The 18,401-nt window shown below is 47.9% G+C and carries 15 protein-coding genes; all 15 read right to left on the bottom strand.

The features are described from left to right. Window positions 1–95 precede the first annotated feature (95 nt). Window positions 96–1,088 (bottom strand): porphobilinogen synthase, encoded by a 993-nt coding sequence (gene hemB, locus G548_RS0105575; protein ID WP_022793163.1) that lies wholly within the window; start codon window positions 1,086–1,088, stop codon window positions 96–98. Between the two features lie 11 nt (window positions 1,089–1,099). Further along, on the bottom strand, window positions 1,100–1,846 hold the full coding sequence (locus tag G548_RS0105570) for a uroporphyrinogen-III synthase (RefSeq protein ID WP_022793162.1): 747 nt from the start codon (window positions 1,844–1,846) through the stop codon (window positions 1,100–1,102). Then, entirely contained in the window at window positions 1,846–2,781 is a 936-nt protein-coding gene (hemC, locus tag G548_RS0105565; protein WP_022793161.1) for a hydroxymethylbilane synthase, read from the bottom strand. Before hemC ends, G548_RS0105570 begins: the two co-directional genes overlap by 1 nt. A 35-nt stretch (window positions 2,782–2,816) precedes the next feature. After that, on the bottom strand, window positions 2,817–3,647 hold the full coding sequence (locus G548_RS0105560; protein WP_022793160.1) for a cytochrome C assembly family protein: 831 nt from the start codon (window positions 3,645–3,647) through the stop codon (window positions 2,817–2,819). A 15-nt stretch (window positions 3,648–3,662) separates the two neighbouring features. After that, window positions 3,663–5,063 carry a glutamyl-tRNA reductase gene (gene hemA / locus G548_RS0105555; protein WP_022793159.1) on the bottom strand — a complete coding sequence of 467 codons (1,401 nt, stop codon included), beginning with the start codon at window positions 5,061–5,063 and terminating at the stop codon, window positions 3,663–3,665. 211 nt (window positions 5,064–5,274) lie between these two features. Continuing rightward, the gene (yihA, locus tag G548_RS0105550) at window positions 5,275–5,856 is read right to left on the bottom strand and encodes a ribosome biogenesis GTP-binding protein YihA/YsxC (protein ID WP_022793158.1); all 582 of its coding nucleotides are present in this window, start codon (window positions 5,854–5,856) and stop codon (window positions 5,275–5,277) included. Further along, window positions 5,843–8,176: an endopeptidase La gene (gene lon, locus G548_RS0105545; protein WP_022793157.1), complete on the bottom strand. Its 2,334-nt coding sequence runs from the start codon at window positions 8,174–8,176 to the stop codon at window positions 5,843–5,845. Before lon ends, yihA begins: the two co-directional genes overlap by 14 nt. Window positions 8,177–8,411: 235 nt before the next feature. Beyond that, a complete protein-coding gene (gene clpX, locus G548_RS0105540) occupies window positions 8,412–9,686 on the bottom strand; it encodes an ATP-dependent protease ATP-binding subunit ClpX (RefSeq protein ID WP_022793156.1) in 1,275 nt (424 codons plus the stop codon). Between the two features lie 326 nt (window positions 9,687–10,012). After that, complete coding sequence (gene tig, locus G548_RS0105535; RefSeq protein WP_022793155.1) at window positions 10,013–11,350, bottom strand: trigger factor; 1,338 nt, start codon at window positions 11,348–11,350, stop codon at window positions 10,013–10,015. 144 nt (window positions 11,351–11,494) lie between these two features. Beyond that, the gene (locus G548_RS0105530) at window positions 11,495–12,514 is read right to left on the bottom strand and encodes a tetratricopeptide repeat protein (protein ID WP_022793154.1); all 1,020 of its coding nucleotides are present in this window, start codon (window positions 12,512–12,514) and stop codon (window positions 11,495–11,497) included. Window positions 12,515–12,663: 149 nt separating this feature from the next. Continuing rightward, window positions 12,664–13,254: a 3-isopropylmalate dehydratase small subunit gene (leuD, locus tag G548_RS0105525; RefSeq protein WP_022793153.1), complete on the bottom strand. Its 591-nt coding sequence runs from the start codon at window positions 13,252–13,254 to the stop codon at window positions 12,664–12,666. A 12-nt stretch (window positions 13,255–13,266) separates the two neighbouring features. Next, entirely contained in the window at window positions 13,267–14,682 is a 1,416-nt protein-coding gene (leuC, locus tag G548_RS0105520; protein WP_022793152.1) for a 3-isopropylmalate dehydratase large subunit, read from the bottom strand. Between the two features lie 17 nt (window positions 14,683–14,699). Further along, window positions 14,700–15,788 carry a 3-isopropylmalate dehydrogenase gene (gene leuB / locus G548_RS0105515; RefSeq protein WP_022793151.1) on the bottom strand — a complete coding sequence of 363 codons (1,089 nt, stop codon included), beginning with the start codon at window positions 15,786–15,788 and terminating at the stop codon, window positions 14,700–14,702. Between the two features lie 37 nt (window positions 15,789–15,825). Beyond that, entirely contained in the window at window positions 15,826–17,379 is a 1,554-nt protein-coding gene (locus G548_RS0105510; protein WP_022793150.1) for a 2-isopropylmalate synthase, read from the bottom strand. Between the two features lie 4 nt (window positions 17,380–17,383). After that, complete coding sequence (ilvC, locus tag G548_RS0105505; protein ID WP_022793149.1) at window positions 17,384–18,388, bottom strand: ketol-acid reductoisomerase; 1,005 nt, start codon at window positions 18,386–18,388, stop codon at window positions 17,384–17,386. Window positions 18,389–18,401: the final 13 nt, after the last annotated feature.

The raw sequence follows: 18,401 nt of genomic DNA, 5'->3' as shown, positions 1-18,401 counted from the left end.
CTCCTGGATACTTAAAAGTTATCTTTTTTTCTATTCCCGTCCTTAGTATAACGAAAACAAGCCCTGGACTGAACACCTTCCAGAGCTTGTTTCCATCATTTATTGTCTTCCTGCATATAACGAACAGCATCTTTGGCGAAATACGTCACAATCAGGTCAGCTCCGGCACGCTTCATACTGGTGAGCTTTTCCATGACAATATCCTTTTCATTCACCCATCCGTTCTGGGCGGCAGCTTTAATCATCGCATATTCCCCGGAAACGTTATACGCTACCACCGGATATCCGGTGCGCTCTTTTACTTCTCTTACGATATCGAGATAAGCAAGGGCCGGCTTCACAATAAGAAAATCGGCTCCTTCTTCGACATCAGTTTCCGCTTCTTTTAACGCTTCAAGCCGGTTCGGTGGATCCATCTGGTAGGTTTTCCGGTCCCCAAACGAAGGAGTGCTGTGAGCTGCGTCACGGAACGGACCGTAAAAGGCACTGGCATATTTAACCGTATAGGACATCAGCGGCACTGTAACGTGCCCTGCTTTATCGAGCCCTTCCCGGATAGCCGCTGTAAAGCCGTCCATCATGTTCGACGGCGCAATAATGTCTGCCCCGGCTTCTGCCTGGGAGACCGCGGTTTCTGTTAGATTCCTCAGCGATTCATCGTTATCCACGTAACCGTTATGAATAACCCCGCAGTGCCCGTGGTCTGTGTACTGGCACAGGCAGGTATCCGCAATCACCGTCAATGCCGGATGATTTTCTTTAATCTGCCGAATAGCCCGTTGGACAATCCCGTCCTTCAGAAAAGCCGGCGTTCCTTCAGCATCTTTTTCTTCCTCATGAGGCACGCCAAATACGATGACGCTCGGAATACCGAGAGATTCCAAGTCGTTCATTTCTGCATCCAAATGATCCAGGGAAACGTGATAGACCCCCGGCATGGACGGCACTTCTTTGCGCACATTTTCCCCTTCGACGACAAAAATAGGATAAATTAAATCGTTGGGTCTTAATTCGTTTTCTCTTACCATTGCTCGTATACCAGGCGTCGTCCGCAATCTGCGGTGCCGGCGGAAATGTAAATCAGCCAATGTAAAGCCTCCTAAATAATTTCCTTTGTTTTTTCTATTATTCCCTCCACAGAATGAATCTCTGCTTCGTAGACATACTTAAATCCGGTTTCTCGGGCAGCTTTTCCGGTCGAAGGGCCAATTACTACTACAGGAACAGCTAAAAGCACCTGCCGGTAAGCTCCTGCAAGCCGGTACAGAGCATTTATAGAGGAAGGACTTGCAGCCGTCAGTACGTCAATCTCCCGGTTTTTTAAAACAGCCTGGAGAAGAGACTCATTTTTTTCTTCCGGAACCGTAGTATACAAATGCCACACCCATACGCTTAGGCCCCGGGCTGCAAGCGACCGGTAAAGGGTGTCAGCCGCCTGGTCACTTTGAGGAAGAAGCACGTTTTCCCGGTCTCCGATTACCCGTACGGCTGCTTCAGCTAACGAAACGGCTGTATATTTTTCTGGCATCATCTCTACCTGAAAGCCTTCCTGTTCCAGCGCCTGCTTGGTCTTTGGCCCGACAGCAGCTGTTTTTAAGCCGGCTGGAATACCCAGATTATACCGTTTTTGCCATTCTGCCAGATAATAGACGGTATTTACGCTTGTTACAATCATCCAGTCAATATTACCGTTCCGCCACCGCTCTGCCATTGCCTTTTCCCTGCTCCGTACCGGTACAGTGGTAATAGCCGGCACCGCTTTGACACAACAGCCTGCAGACTGAAGACCCTGCACCAGACTTGCGTTCTGGCCGGCTCCTCGTGTCACCAGTACTGTTGCTGGCACTACTCTTCCCCCATCTCTTCCCGGGCCTGTTCCAGAATTTCTTTACCACCCCGGCCAAGCAGGGCGTGAGCGGCCTGTCTGCCCATTTCTTCCGGATTATCACCCGTGAGCTTTTCTTTTAGTATTTTGCGTCCATCCGTAGAACCAATCATTGCGGTTAATTGTACATTACCCTGTTTATTAAGAGTAGCATAGCCGCCAATCGGCACGGCGCATCCTCCCTCTACAGCCTTCAGGAAGGCCCGTTCGGCAGCCACACATACCGCTACCGGCTCGTCGTGAAGGTGTTGAATAATTTTTAATATATCTTCGTCCCCGCTGCGGCACTCAATACCAAGTGCGCCCTGTCCTACGGCCGGCACACACATATTCGGCTCGAGGAATTCCGTTACAATTTCGTCGCTCCAGCCCATTCGCTCCAGGCCGGCGGCGGCTAAAATAATGGCGTCAAAGCTTTCCTCACGAAGCTTCCGAAGCCGGGTTTCAATATTGCCCCGAATCCAATGGACATTTAAATCCGGACGCTCTGCTTTAATTTGGGATGTACGCCGCAGGCTGCTCGTACCAACTACTGCCCCGAGCGGCAGATTATGAAACTTCACATGATCGTTTGCAATATAAGCGTCTCTTGGATCCACCCGGTTTGTGACAGCCCCGACTTCGAATCCTTCTGCCATTTCTCCCGGAAGATCCTTCATGCTGTGTACAGCTATATCAATTTCGCCATCTGTAAGCGCCTGCTCAATTTCCTTTACAAACAAGCCCTTTCCACCAACTTTAGATAGCGTCCGGTCCAGCACACGGTCACCTTTTGTGGAGATTTTTTTCACTTCAAAACGATAGGGCAGATCCAGCTTTTCAAGCTCCTGCTGTACCCACTCCGTTTGTTTTAATGCCAGATTACTTTTTCTAGTGCCGAGGGTAATTGTGCGCATGCGTTTAGCCCTTCCTTTCTAAGCATCCATAGTTATTATAAGTACCATATATGAAACTGACTCAAATCACTCGAAATAAAATAATTAATGAGTAAAACGACAAAGCAGGCAACGTTCAAAAGTGCCATCCGGTACCCACGCCAGTGATGAACAGCCAGTAAATATATATACGTACTGTAAAAGCCAAGCAGAATAATCGAACCGATGACTTTGGCGTCCTGCCACGGGAGAGAGTCGTACCATCTGCCTGCCCAGAGAAAACCAAACACAAGGCCCGCAAATAAAAGAGGAACTCCAATTACAGTAGTCGTGCCTGCCAGCTTTTCCATTTTCGGCAGATTCTCCATTCTGATTAACCGTTTGCCCCACTGCTTTCTTTTTAAAAGCTGATGCTGCAGTACATACATTGCGGAGAATACAAACGCCAGTGTAAACGAAGCATACGAGAGCAGAATAAAAATAATATGCACCACAAGTGTCTCAGACAAGAGCAGCGTTTCAAGCTCGTTTGGAATATCGCCGTTAAACGAAAAAGAGCTGAACGTCATCAAAAGAAATCCGATCACATTTAAAAAGAAAACCAGTACATCCATTCGAAAAAACCAGTTCACGATAAGTGAAATGGTTACAAGCGACCACGCATAGAAATACATGCCTTCAAAAGGCGTGATTACCGGTGCACGATCATACATAAATATTCTAAGTACTAAAAAGGCCGTCTGCGAAGCCCAGACAATAGAAAGCAACCAGAAGGCGAGTCGGTTCACCTTCCGGTTGGTTTGAGAAAAATCAACGAAGTAGCAAAGGACGCTAAGGCCGTATAGTACAATCGTTACGATATAAATAGTTCCTTCGGCTGCAACCATCCTGACGCCCCTCTCTTAGGAACGAACAGCGACATCTGTCGCGTAAGCATATGGAAGGCGGAACCCGCGTGCTTCCCGGGAGGAATTCCACTCCTCCTCCGCTTCTTCCTTGCGTATCTGGCGCTCCTCTGCTGCCCTGGCTTCTTCTACTTCCTCTTCAAGAGCAAAGATTTCGGTAAACAGCTGCAGCATTTCTTCTGCATCGTTGTTATCAGCCATTTCTTTAGCTTTAGTTATTGGATCTCTGATCATTTGGTTGATGATGCTTTTCGTGTGCTTGCGAAGCACTTTCTTCTCCCGTTCGGTAAGCTCCGGAAGCTTCCGTTCCACACTATCCATGGTATCTGCCTGAATAGCCAGAGCTTTTGTCCGAAGAGCTGAAATTACCGGTACAACTCCGAGAGTATGCACCCAGTCCTTGAAATCCGAGACTTCGGCATGAATCATTCTCTCCATCAGTGCTGCAGCTTTTTTGCGTTCTTCCATGTTGGAATTAACAATATCCTGCAGATCATCAATGTCATACAAAAAAACATTATCGAGCTGGTTCAATGCCGGATCCAAATCTCTTGGAACAGCAATATCAACCATAAACAACGGTTTGCCTTTTCTTTTTTTGTTGGCAGAAGCCACCTGTTCTTTATTCAGCACATATGAATCCGAGCCGGTGGAAGAAATTAAAACATCCGCCTGTGAAAGCGCATCAGTCAATTCCTCCATTGGTTTAGCTTTCCCGTTAAACTGCGCGGCAATCTGTTCTGCTTTTTCATACGTCCGGTTAAAAACCGTCACTTCAGCAGCACCGCCGGAGTGCAGATGCTTAGCTGTCAATTCGCTCATTTTCCCGGCACCCAAAACAAGCACCCGTTTGTTTTTAAACGAACCGACTACTTTTTTTCCAAGTTCAACAGCTGCATAGCTGACTGATACAGGATTATCGTTAATTTCTGTTTCGTGGTGGGCCCGTTTGGAATACGTGACTGCACGTTTAAACAGTTCATTAAAAATCGTGCCGGTCGTTTCATTTTCATGAGCTGTAGCAAGGGCATTTTTCACCTGTCCCAGTATTTGTGTTTCACCAATCACCATGGAATCAAGACCGCTTGCGACCTGAAACAAATGCTGCACTGCTGCATCATTTTCGCGTATATTTAAAAATGGGCCAAAATCTTCCTGTGGCATTTCGAACCAGCGGCCCAGAAATTTTTTCACAAAGTGTCTCCCTGTATGCAGCTGGTCGACGACTGCATACACCTCTGTCCGGTTACAAGTAGATACGATGACGCATTCCAGGATACTTTTCATGTCACGAAGCTCCTGCAGTGCCTGAGGAAGTGTATCCTCTTGAAAGGCCAATCGTTCCCTCGTTTCAACTGGAGTTGTTTTATAGTCTAGTCCAGCGACAATAATATGCATGTTCGTATCTTCACCCCCTGCGTCATCAATACCATGTTTAATGCAACCACCAAATGTTCAGCTCTATTTATACGTTCCACTCTTCACACAACCCATTGTATCACACAACTATTTATCTTTTGGCATCAATTTGTGAACAAGGGCTGACAGTTTTTTCTGCTGTATCTGTCTTTTACTCACCGTTCCAATGTATATCTTCCACGTACCGTTTTCAAATAAACTGCTCAATGGCCCGCCAGGCTTCATCCTTACCCTGTGCAGTTTCTGCAGAAAACACCACCGTCTGGTCCTCCGGTTGTAGCTTAAGTGTTTCTTTAACACGTTTTAAATGACGGGGGCGTTTATTTTTCGTGATTTTGTCTGCTTTTGTTGCAATAATAACTACCGGCAGCTCATGGAATTTCAAATAATCGTACATGGCAATATCATCTTTGGTTGGTTCGTGGCGGAAATCAATAATCATAAAAGCAGCTTTCAGTACGTCTCTGCTTTTAAGATACTCCTCCATCATTTCGCCCCAGGCTGCCCGTTCGCTTTTCGATACTTTCGCATAGCCGTAGCCGGGAACGTCTACGAACAAAAAGCGGTCTTCGATATTATAAAAATTGAGTGTGCGCGTTTTACCGGGCTTTGAAGAGGTCCGGGCCAGGTTCTTTCTTGCTAACAGGGAATTAATAAACGAAGATTTCCCCACATTGGACCTTCCGGCCAGAGCTATTTCCGGAAGTCCCCCTTCAGGGTACTGCTTAGGGCTGACCGCACTTATAACCAGCTCCGACTTATGAACTTTCATTTTTCTCCTCCAATGCTTCTTTTAACACTTCATCGAGATGCTTCACCGTGATAAATGTAATATCTTTTTTAATGCTTTCCGGTATATCTTCCAAATCCTTTTCATTATCGGCTGGTATCAGGATCGTCGTCAGTCCTGCACGGTGGGCACTCATTGATTTTTCCTTCAGTCCGCCGATCGGGAGCACTCTGCCGCGCAGAGTAATTTCCCCGGTCATTCCTACTTCCTTTTTCACTTTCCGGCCGGACAGTGCAGACACCAGGGCTGTTGCAATTGTGATGCCCGCAGAAGGCCCATCCTTTGGCGTGGCTCCTTCCGGCACGTGAATATGAATGTCCCATTTTTCCTGAAAATCCGGATCAACGCCCCATTCATCCGCCTTTGACCGGATATAGCTGAAGGCTGCCTGCGCGGATTCCTTCATAACATCGCCGAGCTTCCCGGTTAACTGAAGCTGACCGTTGCCTTTTGCGAGAGATACTTCAATAGATAAAGTCGTTCCGCCGGCCGACGTATAGGCAAGGCCGGTAGCTGCGCCCACCTGGTCTTCTTCTTCCGCACGTCCGTAGCGGTACCGCGGACGTCCAAGCAGTTCTTCGATTTTCGCCGGCGTGACTACTACTTTTTTGTTTTCACCCATAACGATCAGCTTTGCTGCTTTCCGGCACACCGCGGCAATTTCTCTTTCCAGGCCACGGACTCCTGCTTCTCTTGTATACTCGCGTATCAGCTTTAAAAGAGCTCCCTGCCGGAACTGGATGCTTCCTTTGGTTAAACCATTTTCTTTAATCTGCTTTTCCACAAGGTGGTTTTTGGCAATACCTTCTTTTTCAATTTCCGTGTATCCGGCAATGCGAATAACCTCCATCCGGTCGAGCAGTGGCTCAGGGATGGTGTTCATGTTGTTCGCCGTAGTAATAAACATCGTTTTGGAAAGATCGTAAGGCTCTTCCACATAATGATCTTCAAACGTATTATTTTGTTCCGGGTCAAGCACTTCAAGCATTGCTGAAGAAGGGTCTCCCCGGAAATCACTGGCCATTTTGTCGATTTCATCAAGCAGAAATACCGGATTAACGGTCCCGGCTTTTTTCATTCCCTGAATAATGCGGCCGGGCATAGCACCGACATAGGTTTTGCGGTGGCCGCGGATTTCTGCTTCGTCCCGGATCCCTCCAAGACTCATTCTGGTGAAATTACGGTCAAGCGAGCGCGCAATGGAACGTGCCAGAGACGTTTTCCCCACGCCCGGTGGTCCGGTCAGACATAAAATCGGGCCTTTTACTGATTCTGTCAGCTGCTGCACGGCTAAGTGCTCAAGTACCCGGTCCTTTACCTTTTCAAGCCCATAATGATCTTCATCAAGCACCCGCTGGGCACGTTTAATATCGAGCTGGTCTTCAGTTTCCTCATACCACGGTATATCCACCAGCCATTCGATATATGTTCGGATAACGGACGTTTCTGCAGAAGCCCCTGGCATTTTTTCGTAGCGGCGGAGCTCCCGCTCGGCTTTTTCCTGAACCTGTTCCGGCATTTTTGCCTGCTGGATTTTTTCCCTGAGTTCATCTACTTCGCTTTCTTTCCCGTCAGTTTCTCCGAGTTCCTTTTGGATTGCCCGCATTTGTTCGCGCAGATAGTATTCCCGCTGCGTTTTTTCCATCGATTTTTTTACGCGCTGGCCGATCTGGTTTTCAAGACCTAATACTTCCTGTTCTTTCTGCAAAATATCGATAATTTTACGCAAACGCTCTGAAGCAGTGAACTGTTCGAGCAGCTCCTGCTTCTCTGCCACTTTTAGCGGCAGGTGTGAACTGATCATATCAGCGAGCCGGTCCGCCCCTGCAATATCCTGCACCGACTGGATCGTTTCACTGGAAATCCGCTTGGAAGCGGTCGCATACTGTTCAAAGGCTTCCAGCGCCTTTCTCATTAGTGCCTGTTCCTCAGCCGAATCCGCGTGTTCTTCTGTAGGCAGGACTTCCATTTCCACTTCGAAAAAAGCATCCTGATCGATAAATTCTTTTATCTCTGCGCGCTCCAGGCCTTCCACAAGTACGCGGATGGTTCCATTTGGAAGCTTCAGCATCTGCTTAATTTTTGCCACTGTACCAACATGGTACACATCAGATTCGCCCGGATTATCTACTGATAAATCTTTCTGCGTGACGAGCAGAATCCGGCTGTCCTTAGCATTTGCCTGCTCCAGGGCCTCTACGGATTTATCTCTTCCCACATCCAAATGAAGCACCATCGACGGAAACACAAGCAGTCCGCGAAGCGGCAGCATCGGTATGGAAATCGTCGTTGTATTTGGCATTCGCTAACACCTCTATTGTCAAATTATATTCGTTTACTGTTATGCAGTGATGCGGTTGTTACGTACTAAAGGTATACTATTTATTTTATCCTATTTATAAAATTACTGTCTATGAAACATTACTCATTGACAGGAAGTTGTCTATAAATGCTATGTATAAATAATCAGAACCCCCGCACCATACGGATGCGGGGGTTTCTGTATAAGGTCCCTTTTCATTCAGGCGAAAAACCGTTTATGCACTTTCTTTTGGTTTGTACTGTTTTAACGTTACTTCTTTGCCATCTTTTGTTTTCAGAAGAGGCGATCCGTCACTATCTACGCTTTCTGCTGTAATAGTGCAGGAAACAATTTCTTCTTTAGAAGGCAGATCATACATTACATCAAGCATGATGCCCTCGATGATGGAACGCAGTCCACGTGCTCCGGTCTTTCGTTCGATTGCCTTGCGCGAAATCGCACGCAGCGCATCTTCGGTGAATTCGAGCTCGACTTCATCCATTTCGAGCAGCTTCTGATACTGCTTGACGAGCGCGTTTTTCGGCTGGGTCAGGATCTCAATCAGTGCTTCCTCGTCTAATTGTGACAGGCTGGAGATAACAGGGATCCGGCCGATAAATTCAGGAATCAGACCATAGCGCAGCAGGTCTTCCGGAAGAATCCGGCTCATGTATTCATCGTGGCCCATTTCAGCATTTTCAGATTCTGCCCCAAAGCCGATAATTTTACGGCCAAGGCGTTCTTTTACAATCTGTTCGATGCCATCAAATGCACCGCCGCAGATGAACAGCACATTGCTCGTATCGATCTGGATAAACTCCTGATGAGGATGCTTTCTGCCACCCTGCGGAGGAACACTGGCTGTTGTGCCTTCCAGAATTTTCAGAAGCGCCTGCTGAACCCCTTCGCCGGATACGTCACGGGTGATGGAAGGATTTTCTGATTTACGGGCTACTTTATCAATTTCATCGATGTAAATAATACCCTTTTCTGCTTTTTCTGTATCATAATCAGCTGCCTGGATAAGCTTCAGCAGAATATTTTCCACGTCTTCACCCACATACCCTGCTTCTGTTAAAGAAGTTGCGTCTGCGATTGCAAACGGCACGTTCAAAATACGGGCCAGTGTCTGGGCTAATAGCGTTTTTCCGCTCCCGGTCGGGCCTAATAGCGCTATATTACTTTTAGCCAGTTCCACGTCGTCGGTTTTCTTTGTGGAATTTACACGCTTATAGTGGTTATAAACAGCTACAGAAAGTGATTTTTTCGCTCTTTCCTGGCCGATAACATAATCATCGAGTGTTTCATTGATTTCGTATGGCTTCGGAATTTCTTCGAATTCCACTTCTTCTTCTGAACCTAATTCTTCTTCCACGATCTCCGTGCACAGTTCGATACATTCATCACAAATGTATACACCGGGCCCGGCGACCAGTTTACGAACCTGATCCTGAGTTTTTCCACAGAAGGAACATTTCAATTGTCCTTTTTCTTCATTGAATTTAATCAACTGGTTCACCCCTCACCTAAATATGAAACATTTGAAGCAGTGTAATGTATACAATCAATCCGTCTGATCAAGCCCTTCGATGACTTTCTCAACGCGGCATATTCTCTGCTCTGTCTAAACACAAATATTAATTCTTCGTTTACTATATAGGAAGTTTTTAAATAACACAATTATTGCGCTTGAGTTGAATTGTATCATACTTTCCTATGGAAATCGAAACAATAGCCTTTAGTCTGAGCGGCCGGGATATGCTGATTTTTGACCCTTTCAGGCGGAAAAATCCTGAAGGCATACTTCACCCTCAGGATTTTTTCAGCATTTATGCCTTATTCGTTTTCTGCTTCTTCAGCTTCCGGTTTTTCTTTCTTTGGTACAGTTTTGCTGTGCTCAACAAGATAGTCGATAGCACGCTGCAGACGAAGATCCTGCTTCAGCATGTCTACGCCGCCCTGCATTTCGATAAGGCTGCGGATTTCTTCTTTATCGCGCTGATACATATCAGCCATTTTCTGAAGTTCGTTTTCCACATCTTCTTCACTTGCTTCGAGGTTTTCCTGCTCAGCTACGGCTTCAAGAGTCAGATTCATGCGGACGCGTTTTTCAGCTTCCGGCTGGAACTGTTCTTTCATGCCTTCTTCGTCCGTACCGGTAACCTGCTGGTACATTTCAAGAGTCATGCCCTGGGACTGAAGGCGCTGGCTGAATTCCTGAAGCATGCGGTCCGACTCTGTGTTGATCATCGCCTGTGGAATTTCTGCAGAAGCTTTCTCCGCTGCTTCTTCAACTACAGCGTCGCGCTCGTGATGTTCTTTTTCATGCTCACGGTCGTGTTCCAGCTGATGACGAACTGCCTGTTTAAGCTCGTCGAGTGTTTCTGCTTCATGCTCTTCTACGTCCTTCGCAAATTCATCGTCGAGCTCAGGAAGCTCTTTACGCTTGATTTCGTGAAGTTTTACATGGAAGACAGCTTCCTGCCCGGCAAGGTTTTCAGCATGGTACTCTTCCGGGAAAGTAACCGTAATATCTTTTTCTGTGCCCGGCTGCATACCTACAACCTGCTCTTCAAATCCTGGAATGAAGGAATTAGAGCCGATTTCAAGCGAGTGGTTTTCCGCACTGCCGCCTTCAAAAGCTTCTCCATCCACGAAACCTTCGAAGTCAAGTACAGCGGTATCTCCGTCCTGCACTTCGCCTTCTTCCACTACGGCTAGATCAGCGTATTTGCCCTGAAGATTTTCAAGCTCCTGGTTCACTTCTTCTTCTGATACAGAAGTATCAAACTCTTCTACTTCGAGACCTTTAATTTCGCCGAGTTCTACTTCAGGTTTTACAGTTACTGTAGCAGTGAATTTCAGGTCTTTGCCTTTTTCTACTTCTTCTACATCGATTTCCGGGCGATCCACTGGCTCAATACCCGCTTCATCAACTGCTTCGGCATAAACGTCTGGAAGCAGAATGTCCAGGGCATCCTGGTATAAAGATTCTACTCCAAAACGGCTTTCAAAAAGCTTCCGTGGTACTTTCCCTTTACGAAATCCTGGAATAGATACATCGTTTTTCACTTTATTAAATGCTTGATCCAGAGCTTTGTCAAACCGTTCCGATTCTACGTCTACGGTTAAGACTCCCTGGTTTCCTTCTTTCTTTTCCCAACTGGCATTCATTCAAATTCCCTCCAAATAACTAGGTTCTACCGTGTAAACAACTACCCTATTATAACATAACACTAAACCATTTCAATGAATGATTCATTTTCCGCTAAACTTACTCCCACAAGGGATTAAACAACACTCTCAAATGGGGGCCTTTCAGATTTCCTGAATGAACCCCTGGATTCTTTCGTATTCCTGCTGCATTGATTTAAAGCCTGGTTCAGCCACCCCGTAAAAATCCCTGATACCCTGTTCGTCCGGAATCGGCTCAAACTGCCGGAGCGTCTCGAAGTGCAGAACTGCCGCCAGTACTTCAATCTGAACCGAAGGAGGAAAAGGATAGTAATACAACAGCAGCTGCTGCAGCAGCTCTTTTGCATGCTGAAGCAGAACTGGATCTTTATCACCAAGTGAACGGTCGAGCAGAGACGAAGACTCTTTATACGAACTGCTCTCTTCCAGAGCCGGTAGTGTTGACGGGGCGAAGTCCCCTTTCCTGCCCAGCTTCTGTACCCAGACAGCGTCTTCGATCTGCCAGTCCTTCAGAAGCAGAAGAAGGAAGCTTTTCATTAATGGCGATGTTTCCGGGCGGGCGAGCAGTTCTCTTATCGCAGGCATCCATTTTTCCGGGCCTTCTTTTCGAAGCACGTTCAATACGTGCAGCTTCTGGTCCTCCGTTCCCATTTGAAGCACCATTTCCCATTCCACGGGAAGCGAAGAACGTTCCTCAAGCGTTGCATCGTATTCTTCCGTTTCCACGTCCATCTGCATCATGCCGTCGGCAAGGGTATATAATTCCTGAAACTGTTCCTTCAGATGGGCAGGCACTTCCTTTGTCTTCTGTACTTCATCCAGTGTCTCAACTACCTGGTCATATCTGCCAAGCTGTGCCAGCACCGGTACGTATACGTGCAGAATCTCGAGAAAGTCACCAGTATTATCTTTAAGCAGTTCTTCTGCCCACCCGGCTGCTTCCTGCAGATGTCCTGCTTCCGCATAAGCTAAAAGAAGTCCATAGGAAGCGTCGGGATTGCCGCTCTCATGAATCAGTGCCTGGCGAAAAACGTGCACAGCCTCCTCTTTTTCCCCCGACTTCAGCTGTTCGAGCCCCTGCTTAACCAATTGCCCGGCTGCTCCGGGGAAAGAAACAACCTTTTGATTCAGCCTTTTATTCATCCGAGGCCTCCTTCTTTACAAATCCGCTATGCCAGTAAATCATAAACCTTTTGTATGGGCAGACCAAACAGTATATGTATGTATGAATAACTGCCTTCATTAGAGCTTAATGTAAAAATGAAGACGGCCGCTGTGGGCCGCCTTCCCCGTTAAACTTTGACCCGTTTTTCATACGCCTCAATATCTTCTTCATATTGAAGCGTAATACTAATTTCATCCCATCCGTTTAACAGCATTTCCTTCCAGTACGGATCTATCTCGAATGTCGCCTGAAAACCCGCATCTTTATCAGAGATCTGCTGGTTCTGTAAATCTACTGTCAAGTGGTATTCTTTATCATTCCCATTCTGCATCAGCTCATAAACCTGATCTTCGGGCAGCCGTACTGGCAATATTCCGTTTTTAACACAGTTATTGTAAAAAATATCTGAATAGCTGGGAGCTATAATAACGCGAAACCCATAGTCCTGCAGGGCCCACGGAGCATGCTCCCTCGAAGAGCCTGAACCAAAGTTGTGATCAGCAATCAAAATCGAAGCATTGGCTGCTGACGGGTAGTTCAGCTCAAAGGAAGGGTCTTCTTCCCCATCTGACTTGAAGCGCCAGTCAAAAAATAAAAACTGCCCGAACCCGGTACGTTCTACGCGTTTTAAAAACTGCTTCGGAATAATCTGGTCTGTGTCCACGTTTGCCCGTTCAAGTACTGCCGTATTGCCTTCGTGCACTGTGAGTGCTTCCACGGTGCCACCTCCCTATGAAGAAACTGTTTGATCTAATTTTCGTACATCCACAAAGTGTCCGTAGATAGCAGCCCCTGCTGCCATAGCCGGGCTGACCAGGTGCGTTCTTGCACCTTTTCCCTGTCTGCCTTCAAAGTTTCTGTTGGACGTGGAGGCACAGCGCTCTCCCTCCGGCACAAAGTCAGGATTCATGCCAAGGCACATGCTGCACCCGGAGTCCCTCCACTCAAATCCAGCTTCCTTAAATACCTGGTCGAGCCCTTCTTCCTCTGCCTGCAGCTTAACCTGCTGGGACCCTGGGACCACCATCGCGCGGATGCCATCGGCTACTTTGTTGCCGCGGATAATTTTAGCAGCTTCACGAAGATCTCCGATCCGTGCGTTGGTACAGGAGCCAAGAAATACGTGCTGCACATGAATATCTGTGATTTTCGTGCCCGGCTCTAAAGCCATATAATCAAGCGATGTTTTGATCACTTTTTTCTCCGTAGCACTTTTTCCGTCTTCCGGATAAGGAACTGTACCGTGAATGCCTACGCCCTGAGACGGATTGGTACCCCATGTCACCATCGGTTCGATTTCATCTGCTGGGATCACTACGCGTTCGTCGTATTCGGCGCCTTCATCAGTAGCAAGCTGACGCCACTGCTCCACTTTTTCATCGAATTCTGCGCCCTCCGGTACAAACCGGCGGTCTTTCAAGTAATCGAACGTCACCTGGTCCGGGCTGATCAAACCAGCACGAGCCCCGGCTTCGATAGACATGTTACAGATTGTCATCCGCTCTTCCATCGTCAGACCGCGAATCGCTTCACCAGTGTATTCCAGTACATAGCCACTGCCAAAATCAACGCCGAATTTAGCGATGATCGCCAAAATAATGTCCTTGGCTGTAACCCCGGTGCCCAGTCTTCCATCGACATGGACCTCCATCGTTTTTGGAGGAGACTGCCAAAGCGTCTGGGTGGCAAGCACATGTTCCACTTCACTTGTGCCGATACCAAAGGCAAGGGCTCCAAAAGCTCCATGGGTTGACGTATGGCTGTCACCGCACACGATGGTTTTCCCCGGCTGGGTCAGCCCGAGCTCCGGGCCGATAATGTGGACAATACCATTGTTCGGGCTGTGAATATCAGCAAGCTCCACTCCAAATTCTCTGCAGTTGTCAAACAGCGTATCAATCTGCTTTTTCGAAATGGCATCTGTAATAGACTCCCGGTTCAGCGTCGGTACATTGTGGTCCATCGTCGCAAAGGTCAGGTCCGGGCGCCTCACCGGGCGCCCACTCAGCCGAAGGCCTTCAAACGCCTGCGGGGACGTGACTTCGTGGACCATATGCAGATCAACATACATTAAATTCGGTTTGCCCGCTTCGGCACGAACAGCATGTTCGTTCCAGATCTTATCAATGATTGTTCTCGGCTTCATGGAACTTCCTCCTTTTATTATTTTCCTGCCAGCCGTGCAATGTGACTGCATACGGCTTTTGTGACTTCTTCCGTTGTGGCAGCAGACGTTTTATCCCTGCTTAAGTCTGCCGGAAAGAGCCCTTCTGTGAGAACCTGTTCAATAGCTTCCTCCAATACGTCTGATTCCCGTTGGAGTCCGAAGGAATATTTCAGCATCATAGCACTTGAAGCAATCGTGGCCAGAGGATTCGCTGTGCCCTGTCCGGCAATGTCAGGGGCCGATCCGTGGACCGGCTCATACAAAGCGGGCTTTTCACTGCCCATACTCGCAGACGGCAGCATACCGAGCGATCCTGTCAGCATCGACGCTTCATCGCTTAAAATATCCCCGAACATGTTTTCCGTGACGATGACGTCCAGCTTTTTTGGATCATACATAATCTGCATGGCCGCGTTATCTACAAGCATATGCTCAAGCTCCACATCCGGGTAGTCTTTGGCTGTCTCTTCAGCTGTTTCCCGCCACAGGCGGCTTGATTCAAGAACGTTAGCTTTATCAACTGATATTACTTTTTGCGTGCGTAAACGGGCAATTTCAAAGGCCTGCTGAACAATTCTTTGGATTTCTGATTTTTTATAAACCAAGGTGTCCACCGCTGCTTCTTCGCCGTCGATCGTCCGGCGTTCTCTCGGCTCTCCGAAGTAAAGTCCTCCGGTCAATTCCCGGACAATCATTACATCGACTCCGTCGATAACTTCTTCACGCAGGGGTGAACTGTGCAGCAAACTTTTGAAACTGCGGACCGGGCGCAGATTGGCAAACAGTCCTAACTCTTTCCGAATGCGGAGCAGTCCCTTTTCCGGGCGCTTCTCTCCCGGAAGGTGGTCCCACGCCGGGCCTCCGACTGCACCGAGCAGAATGGCATCGCTTTTTTTGCAAATATCGAGCGTGTGGGCAGGAAGCGGATCATCGTAATTATCCACTGCTCCTCCGCCAATATCTGCATATTCAAATGTGAATGAATGGTGAAACGATGTTTCAATCTGCTTCAATACCTGTACTGCTGCCTCTACTACTTCCCGTCCGATACCGTCACCGGGCAGGATCGCAATCTTTTTTTCCATCTCGATCTCTCCCTTGTCCGCTGCTTCAGTAATTATTTTATGGCGTGGATATATTTGCTACTTTAGGCTGGTTTTCTGCACGACGCTGGTTTAATACACGATTCACGGCGTTAATATACGCTTTTGCGGAGGCTTCAAGTACGTCGTTATCTGTTCCGCGTCCACTCGATTCCGTTTCCTCAAACGCCAGCCGCACAAACACTTCTGCCAGCGCATCCCGTCCGCCGGTAGTGGACTGGATACGGTAATCCTGGAGCGTAAATCCTTCCCCCACAATTTTTTCAAGCGTATTGTAGAGAGCCTCTACGCTGCCTGAACCAGTACCTGCGTGTTCGATACGCTCTCCTGCCTGGTCGAGCACCGTAACGGTGGCTGTCGGGATATTTGAGGTGCCATACGTCACCTGCAGTGTCTCAAGAGAATAATATTTCATTGCATCGCCGGCTTTTTCGTCGGCCATCAAAGCAAAAATATCTTCGTTTGTAATCTCTTTTTTCTTATCTGCAAGCTCTTTGAAGGATTTAAATACTTTATTAATCTCCTCTTCAGTCGCATTGTAGCCAAGAGAAATAATCTTTTCTTTAAAGGCGTGACGCCCGGAAAGCTTGCCGAGCACCATCCGGTTCGCTTCTACACCGACGAGCTCCGGCGTAATAATTTCGTACGTGGATGTTTCCTTCAGCACGCCGTCCTGATGAATCCCTGATTCATGGGCAAAGGCGTTGTCGCCGACAACAGCTTTATTGTTTGGAACCTGCATACCCATCAGTGAACTGACAAGGCTGCTTGTGCGTTTGATTTCGTTTAGCGTAATGTTGGTGGATTTACCGTAGAAATCATTCCGGATATGAAGCGCTACAGCAATTTCTTCTAATGAAGCATTGCCGGCACGTTCACCGACGGCATTAATCGTGCATTCCACCTGCTCTGCGCCGCCTTCTACAGCAGCCAGCGAATTGGCAGTCGCCATGCCGAGATCGTCATGACAGTGCGCAGATAGTACAGCTTTGTCTGCATTTGGCACTTCGTTTTTAATATAGCGGAACATGCTGCGGATCTCTTCGGGCATAATAAATCCGACCGTGTCCGGCAGGTTTACTACGTCTGCTCCGGCATCAATGACTGCTTCGACAACTTCCGCCAAAAACGGAAGCTCTGTCCGGCAGGCGTCCTCTGCAGAAAACTGCACTTTGGCAAAGCGCTCTTTTGCATAGCGTACCGCGTTAACTGCTGTCTCAATCACCTGTTCCTGAGTCATGTGGAGCTTATGCTCACGGTGGATGGGGGAGGTGGCCAAAAATACGTGGATTCTTGGCTCTGCCCCTCCTTTTAACGCTTCCCAGCAGGCATCGATATCAGAAGTCAGCGCCCGGGATAATCCGGTTACTGAACTGTTTTTGACAGTATCCGCAATTTCCTTCACAGAACGAAGATCGCCTTTAGAAGCGGCTGGAAATCCCGCTTCAATAATATCAACACCCAGACGTTCGAGCTGTTTCGCAATTTGAAGCTTTTCTTCAAAGTTCAGGTTGACGCCCGGCGTCTGCTCTCCATCTCGAAGCGTCGTATCGAAAACGTTAATGTTTTTCACAGCATTACACTCCCTTGGAATTTGGGTTAACAAACGGCATCATTTCGCGGAGTTCGCGGCCCACCTGTTCTACGAGGTGATTTCTTTCACGGGCGTTGGTAGCGTTGAACTCTGGACGGTTCGCCTGATTTTCTGCGATCCACCCTTTAGCAAAGCGGCCGGTTTGAATGTCAGTCAGAATGCCCTTCATGGCCTGTTTAGTATCTTCCGTTACGATGCGAGGTCCAGCCTGGAAATCTCCCCACTGGGCTGTGTCTGAAATGGAATAGCGCATACCTTCAAGTCCGCCTTCATACATTAAATCCACAATCAGTTTCAGCTCGTGCAGGCATTCAAAATATGCAATTTCGGGCTGATATCCGGCTTCAACAAGCGTTTCGAATCCGGCTTTAACAAGCGCGGACGTTCCGCCGCAAAGAACAGCCTGCTCTCCGAAAAGGTCCGTTTCTGTTTCTTCCTGGAACGATGTCTCCAAAATCCCGGCACGTCCCGCACCGATTTGTTTTGCATAAGCAAGGGCGGAATCTGTGGCTTTCCCGCTTGCATCCTGGTACACCGCATACAGAGCAGGTACTCCGGCTCCCTGTTCAAATGTCCGGCGCACGATATGTCCCGGCCCTTTCGGTGCTACCATGAACACATCCACGTCTTCCGGCGGCACGATCTGGCTGAAGTGAATATTAAAACCGTGGGCAAAAGCAATTGCTTTTCCAGCTTTGAGCTCCGGCTTGATCTCTTCTGTGTAAATCGTCGGCTGATACTCATCCGGAAGCAGGATCATGATGACATCTGCCTTCGCCGATGCTTCTTTTACCGAGTATACTTCAAAGCCATCTTCCGACGCCTTGTCCCAGGACTTTCCTTTACGCAGCCCAATAATAACGTGCACGCCGCTTTCCCGGAGGTTTTGTGCGTGAGCATGCCCCTGGGAGCCATACCCTACGATTGCTACTGTTTTCTCCTGAAGTGCTGCCTCATTTACATCGTTGTTATAAAATACCTTTGCCATTGCTGGAACCTCT

The organism is Marinococcus halotolerans DSM 16375 (assembly GCF_000420725.1).
GTDB lineage: Bacteria > Bacillota > Bacilli > Bacillales > Marinococcaceae > Marinococcus > Marinococcus halotolerans.
This window is presented reverse-complemented; position numbering and strand designations above follow the sequence as displayed.